Raw genomic sequence first — 25,605 nt, forward strand, 5'->3', positions numbered from 1 at the left:
CCCCTACCACAATCGATGTACGCAATATTTTTTTCACCCGCGCCAACGCGGTTGATCTCTTGTCTGCGTTGGCAGTAGGGGCACGGCATCAACAATATGTTTCATCAGCGCCAAGGTGGTGGATGCCCTGCCCCTACCACAATCGATATACACAATATTTTTTTCACCCGCGCCAACCTGGTGGATGCCTGATCTGGGTTGGCAGTAGGGGCACGGCATCAACAATATGTTTCATCAGAGCAAAGGTGGTGGATGCCGTGCCCCTACCACAATCGATACACACAATATGTTTCACCCGCGCCAACGCGGTTGATGCCGTGTCTGGGTTGGCAGTAGGGGCACGGCATCAACAATATGTTTCATCAGAGCAAAGGTGGTGGATGCCGTGCCCCTACCACAATCGATGTACGCAATATTTTTTTCACCCGCGCCAACGCGGTTGATCTCTTGTCTGCGTTGGCAGTAGGGGCACGGCATCAACAATATGTTTCATCAGAGCAAAGGTGGTGGATGCCGTGCTACCACAATCGATATACGCAATATTTTTTTCACCCGCGCCAACCTGGTGGATGCCTGATCTGGGTTGGCAGTAGGGGCACGGCATCAACAATATGTTTCATCAGAGCAAAGGTGGTGGATGCCGTGCTACCACAATCGATATACACAATATTTTTCACTCCTGCTTTGGTGGTGGATGCCCTGCCCCTACCACAATCGATATACACAATATTTTTCACTCCTGCTTTGGTGGTGGATGCCCTGCCCCTACCACAATCGATATACATAGTATTTTTCATCAGCGCCAAGGTGGTGGATGCCGTGCCCCTACCACAATCGATATACACAATATGTTTCACTCCTGCAAACGTGGTGGATGCCGTGTCCCTACCACAATCGATATACACAATATGTTTCACTCCTGCAAACGTGGTGGATGCCGTGCTACTACCAAAATCGCTGCAATTACCGAAACCTAGACGATTTGGCAAACGTCAGCCAGGATAGAAATAGGTTGCTGCCCTCGACATTCGCAAATTCAAAGTTAACCGATAAACCGCGTTTGTATGGCTGAGTTTGCTGTAAAATCCACTAAGCCGCGTCAGAGCAAGCATCCCACCAGCAAGCTACTCCACTGGATGGGTATATTGACGGGAGTTTGGCTACTGCCTGCAATTGTCTCAACTCCTGCTGCCTTTGCCGCAGAGCGAATTCAAATTACGTTTGAAATATTTGAGCGCTCGATTTCGATTAACTCTCTGGAACTCTATGCTAGGCAAGGCAGAATCAATCAAGACTTAAGCGCCTACGCCCAGTATGCCAACCCGCAACAGATGGCTAAGTTGCGCCAGATTCTGGTAACGCGCCTGCCAATTAGTCCGGTAGCGGTTTCCCAGTTTCTTTATACGCCCCAAGCTGAGTACTTGCTAGAGCGGTTAGGACAAGTGATTCAAACCGAAGCTGGGGTATCGGGTTCCCGTGCGATTCGGGCGGCTTTAATTAAGGCAGCAGCGGATAGAAATGGCTTGACGCTGCTAAACTTCCTGCGGAAGTTTCCCACTCCCAGCATCCGCATCGATTTGGTTCGCAGCCTCCAAATCGCCGATGAACTATCAAAAATAGTAGAGCAAAACAATAAAGCGATCGCTGCCGTTACCTCTGCCTCTGATACCGAAGCAACAGGGGATTCTCCGCTTACTCTGTCTCGACTGCCAGATTTACGACGCCCCGGCGCGTTTACCTGGCGCAAGCAAACGCTTAGGCTTAACGATATCAACCGCAATCGCGTTTTTAACGCAGATGTTTACCTGCCTATCTCCCCCATATGGCAGTCACGTCAAACGCCTGCGCCGGTAATTGTCATCTCTCACGGCGTGGGTTCCGATCGTACCAGCTTTCTCTATTTAGCCCAGCAACTCGCTTCTTACGGGTTTGTCGTCGCCGTACCGGAACATCCGGGTAGCAATGCCCAGCAATTGCAAAACTTACTTGCTGGTAGAGCTTTACAAGCGATTAAACCCGATGAATTTATCAATCGACCTTTGGATGTAAAATTTTTGCTCGACGAACTCGAACGCCGCTCTCAATCCGACCTCACGTTTCAAGGTAAGATGAACTTGCAACAAGTTGGAGTCATCGGTCAGTCTTTTGGCGGCTACACGGCGCTGGCACTGGCGGGTGCTACTTTAGACTTCGGACAACTGCAAAAAAACTGTCAAAACCTCGATCGCTCCTGGAATTTGTCCTTGTTGCTCCAGTGCGAGGTGCTGAAATTAACTCCCGCTCAGACTAATTTGCGCGATGAGAGAATTAAAGCAGCGATCGCCATCAATCCCCTGTCCAGCAGCGTCTTTGGCCCTACTGGAATCGGTCAGATCAAAATTCCCGTTGCGCTCGTCGCGGGTAGCGCCGATACGGTTACACCCCCCTTGGAAGAACAAATCCAGCCGTTTACCTGGCTCACGACTCCAGACAAATATCTCGTGACAATCGAAAATGCCACTCACTTTTCTACCCTAGAAGAATCAGGCGCAGGCGGTGGCGTTTGGCCCGTTCCCTTACCGTTTGGCCCCGAACCTGCCACAGCGCGTCGCTATATAGGCGCTCTCAGCGTGGCATTCTTTCACACTTATCTCAACGACAGCTCCGACTACCGTCCTTACTTAAGTGCGGGATACACTAGATTTATCAGTCGGGAAGCGCTTAAACTCAGTCTCGTGCAATCTTTCTCAGATGCTCAGCTGACAGCAGCACTTCAGAGAGAGGGAACAGGCGCAGGAGCAGAGGGACCCAGGAGCAGGGGAGCTCTGGAGCAGAGGAGCTCTGGAGCAGAGGAGAATGAGCAATGAGCAATGAGCAATGAGCAATGAGCAATTAGCAATCCAAACCGTGCAAGGTTTTCTTAACTTAAACAAACCATTTGGAATCACTTCTCACGACTGCGTTGCTAAGGTGCGACGACTCCTGCGCCTGAAGCGGGTAGGACATGGGGGAACTTTAGACCCCGCTGCAACTGGCGTTTTACCTATTGCTGTGGGAAAGGCGACGCGGTTATTGCAGTATCTCAGAACGGATAAAGCTTATCGCGCCACCATTCGATTGGGGGTAACAACGACAACAGATGATTTAGAAGGGGAAATTATCACCTCTAAATCGGTTATTGGTTTAAGTTTAGATCAAGTAAAAGCAGCACTTGGGCAATTTGAAGGAATTATTCAGCAAGTACCACCGATTTACAGTGCGATTCAAGTACAGGGTAAACGCTTGTATGAATTAGCACGGGCGGGTGAAACGGTAGAGGTGCCAGCGCGTACTGTGGAAGTTTATCGGATAGAAGTATTGGATTGGCGTTTGGGGGAATTTCCTGAATTGGATGTAGCGATCGCTTGCGGTAGCGGTACTTATATTAGAGCGATCGCTCGCGATCTGGGCGTAGTCCTCCAAACTGGGGGAACCCTCGCCGCCCTCGAGCGTACTTTAAGCAGCGGTTTCAACTTATCCGATAGCGTCACGTTCGATCAATTGGAAACCCAGATCGACCAAGGCACCTTTCACCCCATCCCTCCAGATCAAGGATTAAAGCATTTAGCATCCGTTACCCTATCGGCAAAAGATGCTAAAGTCTGGTGCAACGGACAGCGTCTTTTTTGCCATGACGAAATGGGAAACAAAACAGAGAATCAAACCATCTCGCAGATCGCACCTACAAATCCGCCCCCCACTCCAGCTAAAATTTTGTTACGGATTTATGGGGAGGGGGAGCGTTTTTTAGGGATTGGTCAGTTAATTGAACAACAAGATCGGAAGATGCTCATTCCCCAAATGGTGTTTGATTCACTCCCATATTGACTTTTCAGGCATCGATTGACGGGGGTCTAGGGCACCAACCTTTTAGGACACGCCTATTCTTACCCAATTTTTAACTTTATTTCTTAAGTAATTTTTCTGGGGAATCCGATCGTATTCTAAGGCAACGATCGATGATTTAGCATCGCTTGAAGTGGTTTCAAACCATGCTTGCTCCAGCTCGTTCTCCGTGAAGGTATAGCCAAGAGTCGCCCCAAAACTGACTATTTTAGTTTTGTTCCAATGCCAAGACCCGAAAAGACCCTGACTACCACACTGATTAAAGTATTTTTCGTAAAGGTCTTTATCCGATGCCAAAACTTCGTAAAATACTCTGACTTGTTCCAGTGACATAATCTCGCACTCCTCTTGGAGCGAGCGCCTAAACAGGGCGCTCGCGATTGCTAATCAAGTGATATTTGTTGAAAAAACTGCGTTCTTACTTCTAGTATAACCCTTCAAAATCGTCAAATCTATGTTAAAAATTGTTTTTTAGCCACAGGAAACCGATTGGTTCCCACTCCTACTAAACAACAAACAGAGGATTTTCGACGCGCTCCTCACCCCTGATTGTTTTACTCAATGGCTGGATTCGATTCATAATGAGTCAACAACAGGAGCGATACGTTGCGAAGCAACACACTTCGTGAACGCTTCCACCTTTGTGTCCGACTTTAACTCACTTATCAACAGAAGGGCGATCAACTATATGACACAACCGCAAGTGGCACCCACAGGTGCTTGGAAATCACCGATTACCTCGGATTTAATTGTCTCGGAAACAATTGGATTGGGTGCAGCCAGACTCGATGGTCAGTATATTTACTGGGTGGAAATGCGACCGACTGAAGGTGGACGCAACGTCATTGTACGACGTACCCCAGATGGCAAAATATCCGATGTCACGCCTTCTGGTTTCAACGTGCGTACCCGCGTCCACGAGTATGGTTGTGGTAGTTTTGTCATTGCAGATGGCATAATTTATTTTTCTAACTTTGCCGATCAACGCCTTTACAAACAATCTCTTAATACAGAACCAGAACCCATTACACCCCCTTCAGACGGAAATTTGCGCTATGCCGATAGCATTATCGACCGCCAGCGAGAACGCCTAATTTGTGTCAGAGAAGACCATAGCGGTGACAGTCACGAACCAGTCAACACTTTAGTCAGTATTAATCTCAAAAATAGTGCAGACATCCAAGTGCTAGTTAAAGGTAACGATTTTTACTCATCACCCCGCCTTTCGCCGGATGGTGATAAACTGGCATGGCTGTGCTGGAACCATCCAAATATGCCCTGGGATGGGACTCAATTATGGGTAGCCCAAGTTCAAGAAGATGGTTCGTTAGCTGAACCGGAACTTGTTGCCGGTGGCGATAACGAGTCTATATTTCAACCAGAATGGTCGCCAAATGGGGTACGGTATTTTGTCAGCGATCGCACTAACTGGTGGAACCTCTACCGCTTTTCACCCCCCTTATTAAGGGGGGCAGGGGGGATCGAACCTCTGTGCAATATGGCAGCTGAATTTGGTCAGCCGCAATGGGTTTTCGGCATGTCCAACTATACATTTGAGGCGGAAAATTCCATCATTTGCACCTACACCCAAAACGGCATTTGGCATCTCGCCCGTCTCGACACTTCCAGCGGTAAATTAGTAGAAATAGATACTCCATACACAGATATTTCTTCCCCCCAAGCTGCTGCGGGTAGGGTAGTATTCTCTGCTGGATCGGCTACAGAACCAACTTCTGTAGTTTTGATGGATTTAGCAACAGGAGAAATGCAGGTGCTGCGCCGCGCCACTGAAGTAGCGATTGATAGCGGTTATCTTTCCGTACCGCAAGCTATTGAATTTCCCACCGAAAATGGTCTGACGGCACATGCTTTTTTCTATCCACCCAAAAATCGCGACTACATTGCACCGGATGGGGAAAAACCGCCGTTGCTGGTACGAAGTCACGGCGGTCCAACGGGTGCGACTTCGAGTAGCTTTAACTTAAAAATTCAATATTGGACGAGTCGCGGCTTTGCCGTTTTGGATGTAAATTATGGTGGCAGTACCGGCTATGGGCGAGAATATCGGCAACGCTTGGATGGTAATTGGGGCATTGTCGATGTAGACGACTGCGCCAACGGTGCTAAGTATCTGGCAGAAAAAGGTTTGGTGGATGGGAACCGGATGGCGATCGCAGGCGGTAGCGCCGGTGGTTATACTACCCTGTGCGCCCTCACTTTCCGCGATACATTTAAAGCAGGTGCGAGTTACTACGGAGTCAGTGATTTAGAAGCTTTGGCAAAAGATACCCACAAGTTTGAATCCCGGTATCTCGATCGGTTAATCGGGCCTTATCCAGAACGACAAGATATTTACATCGAGCGATCGCCGGTTCATTATACCGAACGCCTCTCCTGTCCGGTGATTTTCTTCCAAGGGTTGGAAGATAAAGTCGTTCCCCCCAATCAGGCGGAAATCATGGTAGAAGTACTCAAGAAGAAAGGTTTGCCCGTCGCCTATGTCCCCTTCGAGGGCGAACAACACGGTTTCCGCCGCGCCGAAAATATCAAGCGTTGTCTTGATGGCGAGTTTTACTTCTACTCCCGCCTGTTTGGGTTTGAACCAGCAGAAGCGATCGCCCCAGTAGCTATTGCCAATCTTACCTGATAGCGGTGGGGAAACCTAACCCCCCCTACCCCCCTTCTCTACCAGGGAAGGGGAGCGCAATGATACCCCTCTCCTTGCAGGAGAGGGGCAAGGGGGAGAGGTCAACCCCTTGTTAAATAACGATTATGCAGAAATTAGTAATTTTATCGAGAATTATAAAATTTCAGTAAAATTTATTTGAATTTTGTGCGTATTTTCACTGAAACGAGAGTAAACAAGGGACAATAGTTTTCATTAAACTGCATCTACCGCCAAGGAGCAAATCGATGGCTAGCATACGAAGGCGAGTACTCGCCACAGGATTTTTTGTCTTATCAGTTCTGTTTCCGGTTAAAACTTTTGCAGCCACCTTCAGCGGCATCTACGTCTTTGGAGACAGTCTTTCGGATCCGGGGAACGTCTACAATGTCAGCAAACAAATTAATAGTGTCGATCCGGCAAGTCCCATCGTTCCCCCAAGTCCACCTTACTTTAACGGACGTTTGTCCAATGGCCCAAACTGGGTGGACTATCTCTCGAAGGATTTGGGATTAAACCCTTCTGCATTCACCAGTTTATCAAGCGGCGGCAACCCGGCCCAAGGTATTAATTTTGCCTTTGGGGGTGCGACAACGGGAACCGCTAACACGATAGATCCTCGCTTATTCGGTTTACAGAAGCAAGTAGAGGAATTTACATCGCTTCTGGCAATGACTACTAAGAAGGCTGACCCGAACGCACTTTATATTGTATGGGCTGGCGCCAACGATTACTTACCTACTACGAGTCATTTTCAGCCTTATGACAAGCCAGATATACCACTGGCTAATATATCGGCAGCGGTGACAACCCTTGCCGGAGTCGGGGCTAAAAATATCATGGTGGTAAATTTAGGAAATATGGGCCAAATTCCCCTGACCCTGAAAACGCCGCTTTCTCAACCTCTCAACGCTTTGACTGGAGCGCATAACGCGGGTTTGTCTCAAACTCTCAATCTTTTGGGCCAAAATTTGGGTTCTGGCGTTAACCTGATTCCCCTCGATGTTAATACTCTAGGCGATCAAATCAGAGCTAATCCCGCCCAATTCGGTTTGACAAACGTTACAGACTCTTGTCTGCCAGATATTTTTGCACCGACTCCTTGTCCTAACCCGGACGAGTATTTATTCTGGGATACCTTCCATCTGACTACTGGCCCTAATAGGTTAGTGGCAAATTTAGCATTTTCCGCACTAACGTCCAAACCATCAGAAACAGTTCCCGAACCAAGTTCGGCGGTGGCGATATTCGCCTTCGGGGTTTTGGGAACGGTTTCGGTGCTAAAGCACAAACGCCAAAAAGCTAACTTGGTTACCCGGTCAGCATAACCCGATAGTTTGGGCGATCGCATCTGACCAAAGAGGACGGGGAGACGCGGCGACGCGGCGACGCGGGGAATGCGTTCCCAGAATTCTCCGCGTCAGAGAGTCTCCCATTCGACCGGACTTACGCAAAAAAACTTTGGTGATGCGACAAATCTTGGGTTTAGACCCGCGAAATAAACGCATCACCAAAGTTTTTGGCGCCGCGTGCGTAAGTCCTGAAGGACTTGCTCGCTTTCCTTGCTACCTTGGAAGCAGATCGAAATCACTCACCCAGAGGCACACACATGAGCAGCGAGGATGGATCTGCGATCGCCCGCGAATTGAAAACCCACGTCACCATCTTAGGTGGCATTATCGCCGTGATGTGGTTGGTGGAAATTGTCGATACTTCTCTTAGAGGAGCGCTCAATATTTATGGCATTATCCCCCACGAGGAGATCGGACTGCGCGGCATTTTGTTTGCACCTTTTCTGCACGGCGACTTTGTTCACTTAGCCGCAAATACTATCCCTTTTCTCACCCTTGGCTGGTTAATTATGCTACGAGAAACCAGCGATTTTTTTGTTGTCAGCGCTATAACAATGCTCGTCAGCGGTGCAGGTGTCTGGTTGACTGGCGAACCTGGTTCGATCCATATCGGTGCCAGTGGTGTTATTTTCGGTTATCTGGGTTTTCTACTGTTTCGCGGCTATTTTGAACGCAGTGCCGTATCGCTGTTCGTGTCTTTATTCGTTGGCTTTGCTTACGGCAGCATGATCTGGGGCATCTTGCCCACGCTGCCGGGGGTATCTTGGCAGGGACACTTGTTTGGTTTTATTGGGGGTGCGATCGCTGCACGCTTTTTGGCACAACAAAAACATAGGGGCTAGGGACTAGGAGCGCTAAAGCGCCAAAAACAGCGCTCAAGCGCTTACTACAAACCCAATGACTCAAAGCGAAACGCTGCTCAGGGGATTACTTCAGAAATTCGGGAAAGATGGAATAAACGTATTGTGAAATCCTCTTGGCATTTGATGGGGGTTGCAGGAGCAGTTGAGTATCTGGAAAACTATGGTCGGTCGTGGGATTGGTGTTAGCAAAGTTGTCAGCTTGGCGATATGTGCTGAATCTGAAGGATATCCTGAAATAGCGCTAGGGTTTTGGCAGAAGGCATTTGAATTAGAGACAGGGGAAAAAACCCCAACAAAACCAGTCAAACAATCGTCAGCAAAAAGCGTTTCCCCAAAAACTGCAACTGCTTCTTTGACCGCATCTGCAACAAACCTGAAAGCACCAACTCTTGTTGCTGATTTACCACCCCATTTGCAGCCAGGAAGCATTGTCACAATGCAGCCAGTCGATGCATAAATGGATCGTTCTTATTATATTGACTCACTTGACTATTGGGGACAGCCAAAACGGGATGGTAGTAGAAGAGTTATCGTTGCGACAAAAGAGAAAATTTACTATCAATCGCGTTCAACAAAACCGAAGGGAAAACCGACGACAGAAATTAACCAGGCGTTACTCCAAGCAGCAAATCAACTAGGAACGTTTGTTTTAGATGGCGAAGTCTATTACCGTTCCGTCACGGGTAGCGAACATCGTACAGCACCCCAAGCAGCAACTGCGAATGCGGTTGCGGGAGCAGAAAATACTCCGGTTGTGACAGTTTACGCCATTTTCAAAGCTTTATATTATTCAAGGCGCGCTCTGACAACTACAACAGAAGCTGAAAGGATAGAAGCTGGGGAACAGATTGGTCAATATTTACCCCATAAGTTGTTTGAGGTTTTGCCGACTGCAAGGACTAGAGAGGAAAAACTAGCATTAGCTACAAAACAGCAATCTGAAGACAGAGAAGGGGAAATTTGGCTGTTACACAATTGTACTTATATCGGTGGTAAGGATATCCGCAAGCAGACCATTGTCAGGACAAAATATGCCTTGGAATTAGACTTGTTCATTGTAGGTTTATCTTTCACCAAAACGGATGGCAGACGCTTTGGCGCGATCGCAGTAGCGCCAGAGATTAACGGTAAATTAGTCACAATCGGAGCAGTGGGAACCGGATTTTCGCAAGCAGATATGGCAGAAATTACCCGTCGCCATCAGATGAATCCCGGTGGGGTGAAAATTACAGTTCGCTGGTAAGTTGTGGCATGGTCGATTTGTTGGTTTTTGCGGTGAAAGTTAACAGTTACCCCTCTTCTGTCACTTTCCGAAAACAAAAATAAAAGGCAATGTTTAAACCTTAGACTAGGGTTGGGTTTGTGGTTTTATCAGGACTTACGCACGAGGATGCCAGAAACCCGGTTTCGACCTTGATCTCTGGTTGCAAAACCAACGATTTTTCGGATCGCCCTTTGTTTCTTTGCGTAAGTCCTGTTTATTTTCTATTCCGATCAACATCACCATCGCTTGAGCCTAAAACTCTTGTATAGCAAGGATTTCATGTTTTCATCTGGGTAGAGTTACAGAAGAGGGGTATATCATGTTCGGTTGCATCGGAATTATTCAAAACCTATTAACGCAAGTTGCTAGTTATAAACTTTGGCGTTGCTAATTGCTAATTGCTAATTGCTAATCTAGGATTTTTACCAATCGATCCATTAGCCATTAGCCATTAGCCGCTCCCAGAGAGGTAACTAGCAACTTGAGTTATTACCAATTACCAAGAAAGCTAATAATTCCGATGCAACCAAATTCGATATTAGAATGTCTCAAGGACTTTTTGTTTCTACATTAACTGTTGGAGGTGTTTTTATAGAATGGTCAAGAACACCTTGTGGTCTTAATAGCCAAAATATCAGAGCAATTACTGGAAGCGCTATCAATAAAGTCGATGAGAGAGCTTTAATATCGTAAAACTTCGGTGAATAGTTTTTTGTTTCTTTAGGCGGAACAACAATTTCAACAACGAGCTTAGTAGGTATGGTTACCTCATCGGGAGTTGGATTTATATTTTGATTTACCGATGGAAAACGATCGTACACATCCTCGCACCAGTAGCACTTGCTGTAGGTATTACTGTAAAAATGATTTGGTTCCTTGTCGCAAGTTTTCAAATCGGCGAGCGCCTTTTCCAAAGCAAAAAACCAATCCCTTGCCGTCGGACGCAAACTAGGTTTTTTATATCCATCATCAAAACATCTATAAAAACAATCCTGAATTTCTGGGTGGACAACTTCTATGGGAATTATGTCTTTTGGATGTCTTAGCTTGTTATTATTTCTTCCATGTAACCAATACCCTTTACTAATATATTCTTCCACGGAACTGACTTCATCATCATCGAAAGGCCACCCACCATGAAATGGATTATAACCAAATAACAATCTATGAATTATTACTGCCAGGGAAAAGCGATCGTGTATTTCAGTTTTATTTATTGATGCGGTATCTTCAAGATTTTGCAATTCAGGTGGCATATATTCTAGCGTGCCTAAAACTAAACTTGGATAGATTTTTTTGGCATCGCCATCAACAATCTGAAACGAATCTGTATCTATTATAGAAATATAAGCATTGGTAGGATTTACCAGCAAATTTTTATCGCTAATATCGCACAGAACGTGACCTTTGCTATGAATTGCCCAAACAATCGATGCTAAATTTTGGGCTGTCCCGTGCAAGCACCGCCAGTTAAATCCAGGATAATTGTTTTGTCTATATCTAAGATTATAAATTCTCGGAATAGTAACGCTTGGCTTGATATATGGCATCAAAAAGCCTACAGTATTACCCTCGTCGTCTTCAAGCAGTCGTTTAGGCCAAGCAATTGAAACGTGATTCTCTTCATTTGTTGGGTCATCGGGTGGATTTCTCACCATCGCTTTTAGCTTCTCACATTGATAGCTAGAGGGTAATTCATGGTAAAGTTTTGCCACATAATCTCTATTTGGGATTATTTCCCAAATCGCTCCCTCAAAACCGCGTTCAATCTGTTTGACTAAGCGAACAGATCCACCTGTTTCGCTGCAAGTTAATACTTGGTGTTCGTTAAACATTTGATTGTTCATCATAAAAGCATAAAAGTAATGTTTTATCGTCATTAGTACGGCGGTTTACTTGTTCTGAATTAAGGAAATCTTCGATATCAGTTTCTTGTTCGGGGTCGGGAATAATTTCCATATATTCCTCAAAAGGTTGAAAAAATGGTTTGTAAGGTTGAAAATCTCGAAAGCGGATTGAAACAAGCTCTAGTCCATCTGTGGAAACACAAATAAACTTGTGCTTTCCAGGAAAAGTCTGCACTTTCATCTCATCTTTAGCATTATCTGAAGTTACGAAAACTGCTACTTCATTAATAAATTCCCCTTTTTGTGGTTGAAAAAGAAGCTGATAATTATTATTAGGTTGTCGCACAACAATAAATCCATCTCCTATCTGCATGGCAGCTATCCAGTCAGGGGTGGCAATGAAAGCTAACAAAGTACAAGCAAATTCATCAATAGAACACTGTCGCTTGACTGCTTGCTGTTGTAATGATAACCTCACTTGCTCTAAAGCTAAGTTAAAAATTTCTCTAGTTTTAGAGTCGCTAATTTCTCCTAGACAGCGAACTTTCTTGGGATTTTTGAATCCAAATAGGGAAAAAAACCAACGATACAGTTTACTGACAAAAAGCAAGGGTTGATGACAGTATGCAACTAGACTGCTGGCATCAACTAAAACGGGATTTAGTGGCTCGAACGAGCGCTTTATACTGGAAATTGCTGTTTTGACAGCTATTTCTGCACCTTGTGCAGCATATTTTGCACAGCCAGCACCGTCAGAAACTACACCAGCGATCGCACGATCTTTCAAAATCTCCCAAGCCGCATAATCTTGACACTCAATATTGCGTTTTTGGTGCTTAGTTCCCGCACAAAAGCGTGCTATTGCTTTCCATGCCATAAAATACAAATGCAATCTAGCTGTTTGAACTTAAAGCAGATGTGGGAGTAAATCTTGCCTGTGTCCCCAGACGAGCTGCTTGTCCAACCGACTCAGCGATCCATTGAAACAGTTCGGTAAAATTTAAACCGTTTAACTTTTGTACCCTATCCATTATTTCACCCGGACGTTTGGCAGGCGTAATCTGTCTTAAAATAGACATATTTGCCCCCTGAACTGCAATTGAGAAAAAGGTAAGTTTAGGTTTACTGCCTCTGCCACTGTCCAAGCTCTTCAATCGTTGCGAAACTAAAAGTGCTTTCTCCAAAGCAGCATCTTGACCGCCTTCAGTATATCCATAACCAGGTTGACCGTCTGTAATCATAAATATCAAAGGCTGATAGTACGGTATTACTTGTTCACGATAGAATGCTTTTTGTTTTTCTGCCAAGTCTATAGCGAACTCAATCGCTTCTCCCATAGGACTCACATTGCTTGCCTGAAGCTGTGGCGGCGTGAACCGATCAATTGTGACAAAGTTTTGGCATAATTCCACCGGGCCGAATGTAACAATTGCAACGTCAACCCGCATGGCCAGAATTTCATCTTCTTGTACTGCCTTTTTAAACACAGCTAGCCCTTTATTTAACTCTTCTATTGGTACTTTACCCGTTCGAGTTGCCCATGCCATAGATGCGGATCTGTCTAGCAGCAATATTACCGGGCAACGCTGCTCTTGATCGAGCAAGCCAACCTGTTTTAACCCCATCGGACGCTCCCGATCTGAAAAAACATCCTTGTTATATAGTTTACAAAAAATAACGGCTTACTGAAATCCCCCCTTTTTTTCTCCCACTATTATTAAACCGAGGGTTCTTGTTAATAAGTTTATATACCTAACACAAAGCCGGCTCATAGTTTCGTGACAGCTGGTGGTATTTTACAGTCTGCGTTCAATCAGCCAGTTTTGAAAGTGGAAAACCTGGTTAAAATCAACAGTAATTAAGCAAAAAACCCGGTTTCTATGCAAATATCCTCTGTTTAAGACGTAAATATGTTTGAATCAACCGGGTTTCTCCGTATATCTTTTTCAGAGAAACCCGGTTTCTTTGCGTAAATATGTTTGAATAAACCGGGTTTCTACCCCCGTGCTGCGTAATATCATGTCCGCGAGAGATCAGTTGTGTATAGTTGATTGTGCGAAAAAGCGTTTTTTCTCCCCCATCCCCTTTGCTCCCCCATCCCCTTTGCTCTCCAAACGCAACCGATGCAACCGGACACGATATAAGTCCTAATCCACCAACAAAAGTTATACCAAGGTATCGGAAAATTTAGTATAATTTAATACATGTGACTGCTAGAGATGCTCTGCCCCTAGCAATCGACAAAATTAATTTTGATGGGTTTTATCTGCCAAGAAACCCGGTTTTTTAGAGAATACCTGCGCCAAATTTGAGGTTAGCACGCACCCAGGGTTTGCCCCTTCCACGCCATCTGACGGGAAAACCCCTCAAATTTCGGTTCTCATCTTTCTTGGCGACTGGGGACGGCAGGGAGTTCCCCAGCAAACCTGTCCGGCGGGTAAACTGCGGAAAACGCTGCTGCGCGCGCCTATAACAGTATTAGCGCCAATTTGCACGCCTGGAGCAATAAAACAATCGGTTGCCACCCAAGCGCCGTTACCGATGGCGATGGGAGCGACTTTTAGGCCAAAAGCTGGGTCAGAGGCGTCGTGACTGCCGGTACAGAGGTAGCTTTTTTGGGAAATCACGCAGTGCTTGCCAATCTGAATCCGATCGAGGCTATAAAAAACCACGTCATCGCCGATCCAACTGTAATCGCCGATTTCAACTTTCCAGGGATAGGTAAAACGCGCGGTGGGACGAATGACGACGCCCTTGCCAATTTTTGCTCCAAATAGACGCAGCAAAGCGCAGCGGGGGGCGTGTAATTGGTGGGGAGTGAGGGGGAAAGCGATCGCTTGCACGAACCACCAGAGCAAAACATACCATCCCAAGCGCCCGCGATCGTAGCCCGATTGGTCGTACTTTCGCAGATCGATCCAAGGTTCGGCATCCAAAACGGGTGCTTGCTCTAGTGGATGAATTATAGATTTATTGACATCAGCTGGTTCTGGAGCTGACGGAGTCATAGGCAGTAGAATCCTTTGCAGAGGACGAATCGGAAGACGGCGATGCCTTAGGGGGGGTAACCGATGGGGTGGAAACGTTTAAATGACCGCCAAAACGCTGTAACTCGTAGAGTTTCACGCCGATTTGATATTCGTATTGACTCAGCAGTCGGGCGTAGATATATCCCGGTTTTCCATCCAAAAAGCCGAGTTGAAAAATATAACTGATAATAAACCGCAGAGTGGGTTTAAAAGGCATTCGCACCCACATTTTTTTCAGAAAGCGCTTGCGCTGGACTGCATCTCCCAAGAGGTTAGCACCAATTGTGCCCGAGTCACCCTTTCCGGTAAGGATATTCTGGTAAACGCGAGCTTCCCAGTTAGAATAGCGATTGTGGCGCGCCAGCCATTCAAAGATATCCCGAAAATCGATATGGAGCATATCCTCTTTGAGATATCCCACCTTGCCGTTTAAAACAACGTGTTCGTGGACTTCGTTGTCGCCGGTATTGCGAATTTCTTCTGTCCCCAAGTTTTCGTAGCGACCTTTTTGGTGTTTTAACAGGCGTAGGTTCCAATCGGGATATCTACCCCCGTGACGAATCCACTGACCGAGGAAGAACACGCGACGGTTGAGGTAGTAGCCATCGTACTCTGGATTTTGAATTGCGGCGGCGATTTCGTCCCACAGTTCGGGGGTAATGCGTTCGTCGCAATCGACGATCAAAACCCATTCGTTGCGGAAAGGCAGGTTTTCCAAAGACCAGTTTTTCTTCTTGGGCCAACGACCGTTAAAGTAAAACTGGACAACGTTAGCGCCGTACTTTTCGCATATTTCCACCGAGCGATCGCTGCTTTGGGAATCGACCACAAATACTTCATCTGCCCTTGCTACACTTTCTAAGCACGCAGGCAAATTAGCTTCTTCGTTTTTGGCGGGGATGAGGACGGAGACTGGAATTTTAGCGGGTGTGGAAGTCATTTTGGCGGTGAGAAGAAGGGTTTAAATCGAGATTAGCAAGGGTTAAAGACACCTTGGTGAGGGACACGCACCGATTAAAGCTTAACCTAGTCCGGCGGAATTCCCCACCCGACGCGAGCGGTGGGGATGGATAGCCGGGGCAACTACGAGGTACACCCCTGTGATATTCCCAACGTGGCAACGACGGATGAAGCGGGAAACTCCTTTCGACGAATAAGACCGTCCCTGAGTTCAACGATGTTGGAAGCCCCAACAAGAGCCAAGCAGGTTGGGGTACTTCACGATAGCATTCCCATTATCGCTGGAGTTCGATATAGAATCTGACCGTTTAACTACATCTTCATTGCCATTGGGTCTGAACTAGGAATCTTGTAAGCATTTGTACGTGCTGCCAACTCAGGATTGGTCGCTGTTGGCTATCCGGCAATATTCACAGCAGATGCACCCAAAACTCCGGAAAATGATAACTGCGACCCGTTCATAGCTTTTGCAAATGCCCTTGTACTAAGATCAGCATTTCAGCTAGTTCGTTCAACCGATGTTCCAACTCCTGCTTGCGAGTCAAAAATTGTTTTAGTTTTTGATATCGGGCGATCCCTAAACTCACCTCTGGTAGCTGCTGGGGTGTAATTGAACGCGACCAAAGCTTGCCATCCCCATCCACCCCGCAGAGGCGATAACCCCGGAAGAATGGGTTGGGAGAAGCATTCACCCCTGCTTCAGCAGGTGGTTTTCCTTCTTCTGCGGACTCGACCCAGCCTTCGATCACCGCGCCTTCCTGGTAAACCTCTTGAATTTGTTGCAAAATTTGCTTTAGTTCTGCCTGCCAACCTGCTAGCGTTGCTTCGATTTCTTTGAGCAAGGTCATCGGCAGGTTTGGGTTAATTCCGTGGCGGTGACTGCTAAACGAAGGCTGTTTGAGCTTGGGAAGCGCTGGCGACTTGGTTTGGGCGGGTACAACCGCTGACTGGGATCCCAGCTTTAATTCCGATAGGGGGTCGCGCAGTACCTTTTTTGCCGCCTGGGCATCGCTCTTGCCCGTTGCGGCACTTGACAGATGCTCTTTTGTCTGCTCTTTTTGCGACGCGGATGGCTGTTCTCCAGTGGCAGCGTTTTGCGCGGCTATTTGTTGTAGCGTCGCTTCAATTTGTTTTAATTCCAGTCTCATAAAGATACCCTCTTGCGCCTGGAATCATCACCTGTTCCAGTTATTATTTCTATGCGTCAACTTCTCTGGTGGGACAATGAACCCAATAGCCGCAGCCAAAAGTCGATTAATCTTAGTTACTGGCCCAGCCAGATCCGGTAAAAGCGAATGGGCCGAAACCCTAGCTAAGCAAACCGGCAAGTCGGCGATCTACGTAGCAACCGCTACAGTTGACCCGACGGATCGAGAATGGGTTGAACGCATTGAACAACACCGACGCAGGCGTCCGGCTGATTGGACGACAGTGCAACAGCCAATCGATCTGGCTGCTACTATTTTGGCATCTCCTCCATCCTCCTGCCTGTTGGTTGATTCCTTGGGAACTTGGGTCGCCAACTTGTTGGAGCAAGAAGATGTCACTTGGGAGAAAACCCTGCAACAGTTACTTGACAGTTTAGCCGTTGCCAAGTCCGATACAATTTTAGTCGCCGAGGAGACGGGTTGGGGAGTGGTTCCGGCTTATCCTGCTGGTCGGACGTTCCGCGATCGCTTGGGTACTCTTGTCCGCCGGATTGGTGCCAAGTCCGATGCGGTTTATCTGGTTACCGGCGGCTACGTACTTAACCTGACCGAGATCGGTTTTCCCCTACCCCCCAACAGTCCGTAATCGTCGGTTCAAATTTCCAACCAAGGGTTAGCATATATCTTAGCGGTTCAAACTTGAGCAATTAGCAGTATTTGGGGTAATTCTTAATTCATTGCCTATCTGAAAGCTATTTTTTGATAATTTTAACTGTTTTCTACACCCAGATTGACGTTGATGAATTATTATATCCAATTCCCCAAAAGTGCATTTTTGGGATAAATTCTAAACTAGAATATTCTAACTTCTGTCTTGTTTTGTACCCAAAGACTATAGTCAGAAAGAAATAGAGCCAAATTTATTGCCAAAATGCGATGCATTTCCCCCATAGAGCAATGGGATCGGGTTCCCTCCTTCTCTTCCCTCTCCCTCTCCCCCATGACCGATGACCTATCCTTAATCGATCGCAAGGATTAAAGTAAGAGATTCACTCACTCCAACTCAAACCTCAAAATTATTAGAAAATATGGCATCCCAACAGCAGGTTAGACAATATCTTGCCTATTGGTTTCAGTTGGGCAAGAAAGTTTTGATTAAGAGCGGTCAAGTGGCGTTGCTACCACAACCAGTTATTTCTGGCGATCGCTATAGCGAGGAATTTGAAGCGGTATGGCAGCAAATTCTCTCCTCCGACTCTGGCGACTGTTACCTAGAAGCAACCAACGAAACAATTGCCCAATTGCTAACACCTGCATGGGAATTGAGTCCTTGCGCCCGTTGTTCCATGCCCGTACCAATGCGGAGTGCCGGGATGCCGCCTCTGGTTTGTCCCTGCAATGACTTATCGGATTGGCCTAACACCAGCGTACCTTTACCGCGCGCGCCCGTTGACTCCCAAACCCATCTCAGAGATATCCGCGACAGACTGAGCAAATTAAAGATGACATGACTTATATCATGTCCTTAGGTATCGGTAGTGTATCGATGGCTAATTGCTAATTGCTAATTGCTAATATAGTATTTTTCCTGACATTAGCCATTAGCGATTAGCTATTAGCAGTTACACAACCGTTGCCCAGGGACATGATATTACGCAAAGAAACAGGGTTTCTAGGAAAAATCGTCGAGCAAGGAACTAGATCTTTGGGAAGAAACAAAGGTGATGGCCTCCTTTGAGCGTAAGTCCTGTAAAACTATCCTGCCTCATTCGTCCTGCGGCGCGGCACTTCATGGGAGAAGAAGTCATAAGCCATCTGAGTATGGGGGAAAATAGCACGGGCTTCTTTGAGCAAATCATCAAGCTGGAGGTCGTTTCCAGGGGCGTAGCGCGGGCTAAAATGGGTCATGATTAACTGCTTGACACCCGCAGCCAAAGCCACCTGTGCCGCCATTGTCGAAGTCGAGTGCAACCTCTCGAAGGCAAGATCGGCATCTTGGTGGGCAAAGGTGGCTTCGTGAATCAATACATCCGCATCTTGCGCCAGATCTACAGCACCATCGCAATAGATCGTGTCGGTACAATAGGCAATTTTGCGACCGATTTCCGTTGGGCCGCATAGATCGGCGCCGTTAATTGTACGACCATCGGGTAAAGTGACTTTTTCCCCGCGTTTGAGTTGACCGTACATTGGGCCGGGAGGAATTCCCATCTGGGCGGCTTTTTCCACATTAAACCGTCCGGGTCGGTCTTTTTCTACGATGCGATACCCGAAGGCGGTGACGCGGTGTTTTAGGTTACCGCAGATGACCGTATATTCCTCATCTTCGTAAACTACCCCAGGTCGAACCGTATAGACCTTAAGCGGGTAGGAAAGATGGGTATAAGAGTAGCGCTGACAAGCTTGCAGGTATTCGTTTAGACCTGGTGGGCCGTAAATATCGATGCGGTTGGGATTGCCAGCTAAACCGTAGCTTGCCAACAATCCCATCAAACCAAAAATATGGTCGCCATGCAGGTGAGTGATAAAAATGCGACGTAGCTGGCTAATTTTGAGTTCGCTGCGGAGGATTTGATGCTGAGTGCCTTCGCCGCAATCAAACAGCCAAAATTCTGCGCGCTGGGGTAGGCGCAAACCGACGGCGGAAACATTGCGCGATCGCGTCGGTACACCGGAGCTTGTGCCTAAAAACGTTATCTGCACGGCGCTTGCTCAACCTCAATCTCTCTATTGACATCTTGACATACTGGTGTTGCCAGCGATCGCTAAAATCACCCAGGGTCATTCAAAGATGCGATCGCGCACCTCTCCCCAAATTTCATCAGGATTTAAACCTAGTTCATCGAGTTGATATTTTTGTCGGAATGCAGAGAGAGATTCTCCAAAACTGATTTCCGATTTTTTCATCTGTTTGCGATGCTGAATGTATTCGCGTAATGCGATTTCAACTAATGTTTGTATCGGTACTTCTCGATCTAGTTCGAGCGCCTCTTGCAGTAGTGCCGTATCCACATTCAGGCTAGTTACCATTGGCTTTTTTCTTCCAACTGCTTTCCGATTATAGCTTTACAGCTTGGAATGTTGTTGGTGGCAAGAAGGTTTAAGCGATCGCCAGTTTTGTAAAAGGATTAGTTAGCTCGTGATGCAGCACTATAAAATCTTCTATTTTTAAGATTGCCATTGCATATTCACAACCTTCAGAATCAGAAAACTCAATCAGATAGGAGAGTTGCTCATCTGATGAATAAATTTCCACGCTCGTCCCAACTAGACCAATTGGTAAAGCATCAACGGTAACGAAATCAGCTTCAATTAACTTTAGTTGCTCGGTGGAAATGGGTTTAAGAAGGGCGATCTGATCGAATAGTTTGGCTGGGTTCATGAGCGTTTGATAAATGCGGTAATGAGACGCGGACAATTGGTGTCTGGGGTGATTTCCCAGGTAGTACGGAGTTGGATGCTTTCAGTATTGGGTATTTCCCACTCTACTTTGTTAAAATTAAACTAAACAAGTAATATGGTGTCGAGATGGCTGTTTTAATTCCAGATGAAGTGATAAACGCTGCAAAACTTTCCGATGTGGAGATGTTGCAAGAGATCGCAATTATGCTGTTTCAGCAGGAACGATTGACGCTAGCACAAGCAAGTCGATTGGCGAATATGCCACGGTTGCACTTTCAAAAATTGCTAGCAGGTCGTCAGATTCCCGTGCATTATGATGTGCCGGAATTAGAGGCAGAGGTGGCAATGATGCAGGAGATAGGCTATTTGCGCTAGACTTTAGCCAAAACAAATGATTCTGGAGAGGTTATGCAATCAACACGCGATCGCATCCTACAAAACCTCCCTCAACTTCCTGAGACGATTGGTAGCTTGGTATTTAAGTGTAACCAGTAACAAAGAGATATAATCAATATGCTACTGAACGATTTTTTTGATTTTCTAGCACCCGATGATATTCGGATTAAAGGGCATCGGATTGGGATTGAAACAGTGCTGTATGAATATATTTATCGAGAACGCACTGCCGAAGAAATTCAGCAACTCTATCCCTCTTTAACTTTGGCAGAAGTCTACGCCACAATTTTGTATTATTTGCAAAATCAAGCATCAGTCAGTCAATATTTAGAAGATTGGTTGGAGTGGTCGCATCAACAACGAAAGATGCAAGCAGCAAATCCTCACCCCGCAACAGAAAGATTGCGAAAACTGAAAGCAGAACGGGAAAACCAAGCTGTGGTCAGTCGGTTACCTCCTCGGCAAGGCATTCCAGGAAAATTATTACTAGATATCGCAGGTAGCCTACCATCAGAAGACGCGAGCGAGATGCGACAAGCGATTGAAAACGATTGCGGTCAGGTAGATTTTGAGCGGCGGTAGCTTTTTGTTGGAGCTATGATAGTTTAAAAGAGCGATCGCTATTTTATCTTCTGTAAATTACTGGTTATGAACGTTCAGTTGGTTGACTCCTTAATTCAAGTCATTGAGTCGCTAACTCCTGAAGAGAGTTTGCTGTTTCAAGAAAAACTGCAAGAAAAACTCGCGGCTAGGGCGATTCAGATTACCCCCGGAGTATGTGGAGGAAATGCGCGGATTCGCAACACCCGCATTCCTGTGTGGACGTTGGTTTCTTTTCGCCAACAGGGGGCTGATGAGGCTGAGTTACTGAGAAATTTTCCAGGTTTGTCTCGTGAAGATCTAGAGAATGCTTGGAGTTATTACGATCGCCATCGCCAAGAAATTGATCTGGCGATCGCTTCTCATCAAACCGATGAAGATTGAAACTGTAAGGCTGTATTATAATGAAAATTTTGCGATACGGGAAGGGTAAGCTGTTGTAGTTGTACAGGAAGAATCGTTAAAATTAAACTAAACGAGTCATATGGTGTCGAAATGGCTGTTTTAATTCCAGATGAAGTGCTGAACGCTGCAAAACTCTCGGATGTGGAGATGTTGCAAGAGATCGCAATTATGCTGTTTCAGCAGGAAAGGTTGACGCTAGCACAAGCAAGTCGATTGGCAAATATGCCACGGTTGCAGTTTCAAAAATTGCTAGCAAGTCGTCAGATTCCCGTGCATTATGATGTGCCAGAATTAGAGGCAGAGGTGGCAATGATGCAGGAGATAGGCTATTTGTGACATTTGTTAGCGATACTTCACCGATTACGAATTTAGCAGCGATCGCGCAGCTAGATTTACTGCACCAACTGTACGGCACAATTTTGATTCCAGAGGCAGTGTATGAAGAACTAACAACATTTAGTGTGCCTGGATCTGTGGAAGTGCAAACCCTCAGTTGGATAGAAACTGTAGCGGTAGTGAATACAGAATTAGTAGTTCAATTAGAATTGGAACTCGATCCAGGTGAAGCATCTGCTATTGCGCTTGCTATTGAACGACAGGCAACATTACTGATGCTGGATGAACGTAGGGGTGTCCAAGTGGCTACACGCTATGGCTTACGGGTGCAAGGTGTTTTGGGTGTTTTACTCCGTGCAAAAGCTCAGGGAATGATTCCATTGGTGCGTCCTTTGTTGGATTCTTTAGTTAATGATGCAGGTTTCTGGATGACCAACAATCTTTACCAACGTATTTTACAGATTGCCCAAGAATAACTATTTGTCCATCAGCCGTTTTTCTCTGTCACAATAGACACAAGACAACCGAGATACAAAGAGCATGACGCGAGAGGAGTTGCTGCGGTTAATCGACCAAGCAGCAGATGAAGGCTGGACAGAATTGAGTTTGGCGGGTTTGGGATTGGAAGAGTTGCCGGATGCGATCGCGAAACTATCCAATCTGACAAAACTTCACCTCTTTGACAATCAGATCAGAGAAATCCCGGCGGCGATCGCCTCGTTATCCAATCTGACAGAACTTAACCTCTTTGACAATCAGATCAGAGAAATCCCGGCGGCGATCGCCTCGTTATCCAATCTGACAGAACTTAACCTCGGTGGCAATCAGATAACAGAAATCCCGGCGGCGATCGCTTCGTTATCCAATCTGACAGAACTTAACCTCTTTGACAATCAGATCAGAGAAATCCCGGCGGCGATCGCATCGTTATCCAATCTGACAAAACTTCACCTCGGTGGCAATCAGATCAGAGAAATCCCGGCGGCGATCGCCCAATTAACGAATCTCACCAAACTCTATCTTGAGAACAATAAAATTGAAAAGATTCCTGAATTCTTGGAAACACTGCCAAAACTTGAAATACTCGATCTCCGTGGCAATCCCTTGCCAATTTCGCCAGAAGTACTAGGACCAGCCAACCGGAGAGAAGACCCCGGTACTCCCGCAGCGATTTTTAACTATCTCCGCCAACTCCGCAGCGGCGAAGTTCTCCCCCTCAACGAAGCCAAAGTTCTCCTTGTCGGACAAGGTAGCGTCGGCAAAACCTCGCTTATTAACCGCCTCATCGACAACAAATACAACCCCAACGAACCCCAAACCGACGGACTCAACATCACCAACTGGAAGATTACAGTCAACACCAAAACCGTCAAACTCAACGTCTGGGACTTTGGCGGACAAGAAATCTACCATGCCACCCACCAATTTTTCCTCACCAAACGCAGCCTCTACATTTTGGTGTGCAACTGCCGCACCAGCGAAGACGAAAACCGCCTGGAATACTGGCTGAAACTGATCGAAAGCTTCGGCGACGCATCCCCCGTCCTCATCGTCGGCAACAAATGCGACGAACAACCCCTCGACATCAACCGCAAAGCGTTGCGCGACAAATATCCCAACATCAAAGCCATTATCGAAACCTCCTGCCAAAGCGACACCGGAATCGACGAACTCCGCAGCGCCATCCACACCGAAATTGCCCAACTCAAAGAAGTCTACGATCTCCTACCTCTAACCTGGTTCAACGTTAAACAAAACCTAGAAAACCTCGATAAAGACTTCATCACCATCAGCGAATACGCCACCCTCTGCGCTACAGAAAACATCCTCAAAGAAACCGATCAAATCCAACTAATCGGACTTTTGCACAACTTGGGCATCGTCCTCAACTTCCGCGATCACCCCATCCTGCAATCCACCAACATCCTCAACCCCCACTGGGTGACGGAAGGCATCTACGCCCTTCTCAGCGACGACGATCTCAAAACCAAAACCAAAGGCATCCTCACCCACGCCGATTTCAGCCGTATCCTCGACTGCAAGCGCTATCCTGCCCACCGCTACAACTGCCTCTCCGAGTTGATGGGCGAATTTCAACTCTGCTTTCCCCTCCCTGACTGCAAACGGAAGTTCCTCATTCCCGGTATCTTGCCCAAAGAAGAACCGAAAAACACCCAACTCAAAGGCGACACGCTGGAATTCCAATACCACTACCGCATCCTCCCCGATAGCATCCTCTCTCGCTTCATCGTCCTCACCCACGAGAAAATCCACAACGCGACATACTGGCGGACTGGGGTAATGTTGGAGTATCGCGAAGGCACAGAAGTTTATAACATCGCCCGAATTAAATCCGATCCTGAAGACAAGAAAATCTTTATTGCCGTCAGCGGACGCGAATCGACGCGGCGTTCTTTCCTGAGTCTAATTCGCGATACTTTTAACAAAATTCACAACTCCTTCGCCAATTTAGAAGTCGGTCAATGGGTTCCCGTTCCCGGTCATCCCGATGCTGATCCATTGGACTACGAAGAACTTCTAGGACTGGAGGAAATGGGCGAAAATACAGTGCGCCTTGGCAAACTCAAACTCAAACTCGATCTGCGGCAACTGCTAGATGGGTACGAAGCGATCGAAGTTCGCCGCAAAAGGCAAATGGGCGATAAGTTTTCTGAAAAAGAATACGATGACCTTGTAGAGATTACCAAACTCGCTGTTAGTAGACCCATCATTAATAAAGCAGAAGCTCAAGTCATGACTCAAGATTCTTCCAAAACCAACAACTTCAACGGCCCGATGTATGGCGTTATCGGCAGCGACAACGCCCAAATTAACTCATTTATCCAAAACAATAACGCCAACACAGCCGAACTTTTACAACTAATCGCATCAATGCGTCAAACCGCCGCACAATTTCCTCCAGACGTGCGCGATGAGATAATTATCGATATTGAAGATGTCGAAGCCGAAATCCAAAAACCCGAAAGCGATCGCAGCAAAACCCGCTTAAAGAAACGCCTAGCCGCAATCTTAGCAGCCGCTACAGCCACCGGAGTGGCGATCGCAGGCATGACCGATTTTGCCAACAATGCGATCGATCTGGGCAACAAATTGGGCATCGAAGTCTCGCTACCATCGCCACGGTAATATATTCAAGATTCTTGTAGGGAACATCGATCAACTTTGCCCCTGACTCTAAGGTTTTCTGCTGCCGTGCCCCAAAAACGGGCACGGCATCAATCAGTTTTGCCCCTGACTCGAAGGTTTTCTGCCGCCGTGCCCCTACTGGGTCGCGATCGCCCCATCATGATGTCAAGATTGATCGTCGGGGCACGGCATCAATCAGCTTTGCCCCTGACTCGAAGGTTTTCTGCCGCCGTGCCCCTACTGGGTCGCGATCGCCCCATCATGATGTCAAGATTGATCGTCGGGGCACGGCATCAATCAGCTTTGCCCCTGACTCGAAGGTTTTCT

28 protein-coding genes and 1 pseudogene are annotated in these 25,605 nt (G+C 46.7%); 18 read left to right on the top strand and 11 right to left on the bottom strand.

The window, feature by feature from the left end:
- The 4 genes from MiSe_RS35600 to truB all read left to right on the top strand — a co-directional run.
- Positions 1-443, top strand: a 443-nt coding sequence (locus tag MiSe_RS35600; RefSeq protein ID WP_226589225.1) for a hypothetical protein, incomplete at its 5' end; no start/stop codon positions are given.
- Entirely contained in the window at positions 355-1,005 is a 651-nt protein-coding gene (locus MiSe_RS35605; protein WP_226589229.1) for a hypothetical protein, read from the top strand. The genes MiSe_RS35600 and MiSe_RS35605, both read left to right, overlap by 89 nt.
- Positions 1,006-1,064: 59 nt before the next feature.
- Positions 1,065-2,846 carry an alpha/beta hydrolase gene (locus MiSe_RS35610; RefSeq protein WP_226589231.1) on the top strand — a complete coding sequence of 594 codons (1,782 nt, stop codon included), beginning with the start codon at positions 1,065-1,067 and terminating at the stop codon, positions 2,844-2,846.
- 40 nt (positions 2,847-2,886) lie between these two features.
- Positions 2,887-3,846: a tRNA pseudouridine(55) synthase TruB gene (truB, locus tag MiSe_RS35615; RefSeq protein WP_444980601.1), complete on the top strand. Its 960-nt coding sequence runs from the start codon at positions 2,887-2,889 to the stop codon at positions 3,844-3,846.
- Positions 3,847-3,888: 42 nt separating this feature from the next.
- Here the strand turns inward: truB and MiSe_RS35620 are convergent, their stop codons facing one another.
- The gene (locus MiSe_RS35620) at positions 3,889-4,197 is read right to left on the bottom strand and encodes a Nif11-like leader peptide family natural product precursor (protein ID WP_226589234.1); all 309 of its coding nucleotides are present in this window, start codon (positions 4,195-4,197) and stop codon (positions 3,889-3,891) included.
- A 355-nt stretch (positions 4,198-4,552) separates the two neighbouring features.
- On the opposite strand from MiSe_RS35620, the gene MiSe_RS35625 reads away from it, so the two are divergent.
- Both MiSe_RS35625 and MiSe_RS35630 read left to right on the top strand, forming a co-directional pair.
- A complete protein-coding gene (locus MiSe_RS35625; RefSeq protein ID WP_226589236.1) occupies positions 4,553-6,511 on the top strand; it encodes a S9 family peptidase in 1,959 nt (652 codons plus the stop codon).
- 266 nt (positions 6,512-6,777) lie between these two features.
- The gene (locus MiSe_RS35630; RefSeq protein ID WP_226589238.1) at positions 6,778-7,857 is read left to right on the top strand and encodes an SGNH/GDSL hydrolase family protein; all 1,080 of its coding nucleotides are present in this window, start codon (positions 6,778-6,780) and stop codon (positions 7,855-7,857) included.
- Here the strand turns inward: MiSe_RS35630 and MiSe_RS35635 are convergent.
- The gene (locus MiSe_RS35635; protein WP_226589240.1) at positions 7,849-8,037 is read right to left on the bottom strand and encodes a hypothetical protein; all 189 of its coding nucleotides are present in this window, start codon (positions 8,035-8,037) and stop codon (positions 7,849-7,851) included. The genes MiSe_RS35630 and MiSe_RS35635 overlap by 9 nt on opposite strands.
- Positions 8,038-8,138: 101 nt before the next feature.
- Between MiSe_RS35635 and MiSe_RS35640 the strand changes: the two genes are divergently transcribed.
- The 3 genes from MiSe_RS35640 to MiSe_RS35650 all read left to right on the top strand — a co-directional run bounded on the left by MiSe_RS35640 (position 8,139) and on the right by MiSe_RS35650 (position 9,987).
- The gene (locus MiSe_RS35640) at positions 8,139-8,723 is read left to right on the top strand and encodes a rhomboid family intramembrane serine protease (RefSeq protein WP_226589242.1); all 585 of its coding nucleotides are present in this window, start codon (positions 8,139-8,141) and stop codon (positions 8,721-8,723) included.
- Positions 8,724-8,904: 181 nt separating this feature from the next.
- Complete coding sequence (locus tag MiSe_RS35645; RefSeq protein ID WP_226589245.1) at positions 8,905-9,201, top strand: hypothetical protein; 297 nt, start codon at positions 8,905-8,907, stop codon at positions 9,199-9,201.
- Positions 9,202-9,987 carry an ATP-dependent DNA ligase gene (locus MiSe_RS35650; protein WP_226589248.1) on the top strand — a complete coding sequence of 262 codons (786 nt, stop codon included), beginning with the start codon at positions 9,202-9,204 and terminating at the stop codon, positions 9,985-9,987. It begins immediately after the preceding gene.
- A 569-nt stretch (positions 9,988-10,556) separates the two neighbouring features.
- Here the strand turns inward: MiSe_RS35650 and MiSe_RS35655 are convergent.
- The 6 genes from MiSe_RS35655 to MiSe_RS35680 form a co-directional block, all read right to left on the bottom strand.
- Positions 10,557-11,858, bottom strand: a complete 1,302-nt coding sequence (locus tag MiSe_RS35655) for a helix-hairpin-helix domain-containing protein (RefSeq protein ID WP_226589251.1) — start codon at positions 11,856-11,858, stop codon at positions 10,557-10,559.
- Positions 11,836-12,732: a PP2C family serine/threonine-protein phosphatase gene (locus MiSe_RS35660; RefSeq protein ID WP_226589253.1), complete on the bottom strand. Its 897-nt coding sequence runs from the start codon at positions 12,730-12,732 to the stop codon at positions 11,836-11,838. The genes MiSe_RS35655 and MiSe_RS35660 overlap by 23 nt, the downstream gene beginning before the upstream one ends.
- A 16-nt stretch (positions 12,733-12,748) precedes the next feature.
- Positions 12,749-13,480, bottom strand: coding sequence for a vWA domain-containing protein (locus tag MiSe_RS35665; protein ID WP_226589256.1), 732 nt, complete (start codon positions 13,478-13,480; stop codon positions 12,749-12,751).
- Positions 13,481-14,221: 741 nt separating this feature from the next.
- Positions 14,222-14,863 carry a hormogonium polysaccharide biosynthesis acetyltransferase HpsU gene (gene hpsU / locus MiSe_RS35670; RefSeq protein ID WP_226589259.1) on the bottom strand — a complete coding sequence of 214 codons (642 nt, stop codon included), beginning with the start codon at positions 14,861-14,863 and terminating at the stop codon, positions 14,222-14,224.
- Positions 14,835-15,824 (bottom strand): glycosyltransferase family 2 protein, encoded by a 990-nt coding sequence (locus MiSe_RS35675; protein ID WP_226589262.1) that lies wholly within the window; start codon positions 15,822-15,824, stop codon positions 14,835-14,837. The genes hpsU and MiSe_RS35675 overlap by 29 nt, the downstream gene beginning before the upstream one ends.
- Positions 15,825-16,302: 478 nt before the next feature.
- Positions 16,303-16,992, bottom strand: coding sequence for a hypothetical protein (locus tag MiSe_RS35680; RefSeq protein ID WP_226589265.1), 690 nt, complete (start codon positions 16,990-16,992; stop codon positions 16,303-16,305).
- Between the two features lie 76 nt (positions 16,993-17,068).
- On the opposite strand from MiSe_RS35680, the gene cobU reads away from it, so the two are divergent.
- A complete protein-coding gene (gene cobU, locus MiSe_RS35685; RefSeq protein WP_226589267.1) occupies positions 17,069-17,638 on the top strand; it encodes a bifunctional adenosylcobinamide kinase/adenosylcobinamide-phosphate guanylyltransferase in 570 nt (189 codons plus the stop codon).
- A gap of 442 nt (positions 17,639-18,080) precedes the next feature.
- A complete protein-coding gene (locus tag MiSe_RS35690; protein WP_226589269.1) occupies positions 18,081-18,503 on the top strand; it encodes a hypothetical protein in 423 nt (140 codons plus the stop codon).
- Between the two features lie 244 nt (positions 18,504-18,747).
- Here MiSe_RS35690 and MiSe_RS35695 read toward each other — a convergent pair whose 3' ends face one another.
- From MiSe_RS35695 to MiSe_RS35705, 3 genes are all read right to left on the bottom strand, one after another.
- The gene (locus MiSe_RS35695) at positions 18,748-19,695 is read right to left on the bottom strand and encodes a ribonuclease Z (RefSeq protein ID WP_226589271.1); all 948 of its coding nucleotides are present in this window, start codon (positions 19,693-19,695) and stop codon (positions 18,748-18,750) included.
- Between the two features lie 78 nt (positions 19,696-19,773).
- A complete protein-coding gene (locus MiSe_RS35700) occupies positions 19,774-20,022 on the bottom strand; it encodes a type II toxin-antitoxin system VapB family antitoxin (RefSeq protein ID WP_226589273.1) in 249 nt (82 codons plus the stop codon).
- A 70-nt stretch (positions 20,023-20,092) separates the two neighbouring features.
- On the bottom strand, positions 20,093-20,374 hold the full coding sequence (locus tag MiSe_RS35705) for a DUF4926 domain-containing protein (protein ID WP_226589275.1): 282 nt from the start codon (positions 20,372-20,374) through the stop codon (positions 20,093-20,095).
- Between the two features lie 146 nt (positions 20,375-20,520).
- Here MiSe_RS35705 and MiSe_RS35710 point away from each other — a divergent pair, with 146 nt between their 5' ends.
- The 7 genes and pseudogenes from MiSe_RS35710 to MiSe_RS35740 all read left to right on the top strand — a co-directional run.
- Positions 20,521-20,769 carry a UPF0175 family protein gene (locus tag MiSe_RS35710; protein ID WP_226589278.1) on the top strand — a complete coding sequence of 83 codons (249 nt, stop codon included), beginning with the start codon at positions 20,521-20,523 and terminating at the stop codon, positions 20,767-20,769.
- Between the two features lie 138 nt (positions 20,770-20,907).
- A pseudogene (locus tag MiSe_RS35715) lies at positions 20,908-21,225 on the top strand (DUF433 domain-containing protein); the annotation flags it as partial.
- 213 nt (positions 21,226-21,438) lie between these two features.
- The gene (locus MiSe_RS35720) at positions 21,439-21,774 is read left to right on the top strand and encodes a DUF433 domain-containing protein (RefSeq protein WP_226589281.1); all 336 of its coding nucleotides are present in this window, start codon (positions 21,439-21,441) and stop codon (positions 21,772-21,774) included.
- 111 nt (positions 21,775-21,885) lie between these two features.
- Positions 21,886-22,131 carry a UPF0175 family protein gene (locus MiSe_RS35725; protein ID WP_226589284.1) on the top strand — a complete coding sequence of 82 codons (246 nt, stop codon included), beginning with the start codon at positions 21,886-21,888 and terminating at the stop codon, positions 22,129-22,131.
- Entirely contained in the window at positions 22,128-22,607 is a 480-nt protein-coding gene (locus MiSe_RS35730) for a PIN domain-containing protein (RefSeq protein WP_226589287.1), read from the top strand. Before MiSe_RS35725 ends, MiSe_RS35730 begins: the two co-directional genes overlap by 4 nt.
- 64 nt (positions 22,608-22,671) lie before the next feature.
- Complete coding sequence (locus MiSe_RS35735) at positions 22,672-25,278, top strand: COR domain-containing protein (protein ID WP_226589290.1); 2,607 nt, start codon at positions 22,672-22,674, stop codon at positions 25,276-25,278.
- A gap of 36 nt (positions 25,279-25,314) precedes the next feature.
- A partial coding sequence (locus tag MiSe_RS35740) for a hypothetical protein (protein WP_226589292.1) occupies positions 25,315-25,605 on the top strand: 291 nt, incomplete at its 3' end.

Origin of the sequence: Microseira wollei NIES-4236 (assembly GCF_020521235.1) — a bacterium.
In the GTDB taxonomy this organism is placed as follows: domain Bacteria; phylum Cyanobacteriota; class Cyanobacteriia; order Cyanobacteriales; family Aerosakkonemataceae; genus Microseira; species Microseira wollei.

Excerpts from the sequence above, each read along its gene's own strand:
- MiSe_RS35735 (WP_226589290.1), top strand. The coding sequence starts at position 22,672 with ATGACGCGAGAGGAGTTGCTGCGGTTAATCGACCAAGCAGCAGATGAA.
- MiSe_RS35705 (WP_226589275.1), bottom strand. The coding sequence starts at position 20,374 with ATGAACCCAGCCAAACTATTCGATCAGATCGCCCTTCTTAAACCCATT.
- MiSe_RS35725 (WP_226589284.1), top strand. The coding sequence starts at position 21,886 with ATGGCTGTTTTAATTCCAGATGAAGTGCTGAACGCTGCAAAACTCTCG.
- MiSe_RS35700 (WP_226589273.1), bottom strand. The coding sequence starts at position 20,022 with ATGGTAACTAGCCTGAATGTGGATACGGCACTACTGCAAGAGGCGCTC.
- MiSe_RS35630 (WP_226589238.1), top strand. The coding sequence starts at position 6,778 with ATGGCTAGCATACGAAGGCGAGTACTCGCCACAGGATTTTTTGTCTTA.
- MiSe_RS35655 (WP_226589251.1), bottom strand. The coding sequence starts at position 11,858 with ATGATGAACAATCAAATGTTTAACGAACACCAAGTATTAACTTGCAGC.
- hpsU (WP_226589259.1), bottom strand. The coding sequence starts at position 14,863 with ATGACTCCGTCAGCTCCAGAACCAGCTGATGTCAATAAATCTATAATT.
- MiSe_RS35605 (WP_226589229.1), top strand. The coding sequence starts at position 355 with ATGTTTCATCAGAGCAAAGGTGGTGGATGCCGTGCCCCTACCACAATC.
- MiSe_RS35660 (WP_226589253.1), bottom strand. The coding sequence starts at position 12,732 with ATGGCATGGAAAGCAATAGCACGCTTTTGTGCGGGAACTAAGCACCAA.
- MiSe_RS35690 (WP_226589269.1), top strand. The coding sequence starts at position 18,081 with ATGGCATCCCAACAGCAGGTTAGACAATATCTTGCCTATTGGTTTCAG.
- MiSe_RS35645 (WP_226589245.1), top strand. The coding sequence starts at position 8,905 with ATGGTCGGTCGTGGGATTGGTGTTAGCAAAGTTGTCAGCTTGGCGATA.
- MiSe_RS35610 (WP_226589231.1), top strand. The coding sequence starts at position 1,065 with ATGGCTGAGTTTGCTGTAAAATCCACTAAGCCGCGTCAGAGCAAGCAT.
- cobU (WP_226589267.1), top strand. The coding sequence starts at position 17,069 with ATGAACCCAATAGCCGCAGCCAAAAGTCGATTAATCTTAGTTACTGGC.
- MiSe_RS35675 (WP_226589262.1), bottom strand. The coding sequence starts at position 15,824 with ATGACTTCCACACCCGCTAAAATTCCAGTCTCCGTCCTCATCCCCGCC.
- MiSe_RS35650 (WP_226589248.1), top strand. The coding sequence starts at position 9,202 with ATGGATCGTTCTTATTATATTGACTCACTTGACTATTGGGGACAGCCA.
- MiSe_RS35635 (WP_226589240.1), bottom strand. The coding sequence starts at position 8,037 with ATGCGTTTATTTCGCGGGTCTAAACCCAAGATTTGTCGCATCACCAAA.
- MiSe_RS35620 (WP_226589234.1), bottom strand. The coding sequence starts at position 4,197 with ATGTCACTGGAACAAGTCAGAGTATTTTACGAAGTTTTGGCATCGGAT.
- MiSe_RS35640 (WP_226589242.1), top strand. The coding sequence starts at position 8,139 with ATGAGCAGCGAGGATGGATCTGCGATCGCCCGCGAATTGAAAACCCAC.
- MiSe_RS35625 (WP_226589236.1), top strand. The coding sequence starts at position 4,553 with ATGACACAACCGCAAGTGGCACCCACAGGTGCTTGGAAATCACCGATT.
- MiSe_RS35710 (WP_226589278.1), top strand. The coding sequence starts at position 20,521 with ATGGCTGTTTTAATTCCAGATGAAGTGATAAACGCTGCAAAACTTTCC.
- MiSe_RS35720 (WP_226589281.1), top strand. The coding sequence starts at position 21,439 with ATGAACGTTCAGTTGGTTGACTCCTTAATTCAAGTCATTGAGTCGCTA.
- MiSe_RS35680 (WP_226589265.1), bottom strand. The coding sequence starts at position 16,992 with ATGAGACTGGAATTAAAACAAATTGAAGCGACGCTACAACAAATAGCC.
- MiSe_RS35665 (WP_226589256.1), bottom strand. The coding sequence starts at position 13,480 with ATGGGGTTAAAACAGGTTGGCTTGCTCGATCAAGAGCAGCGTTGCCCG.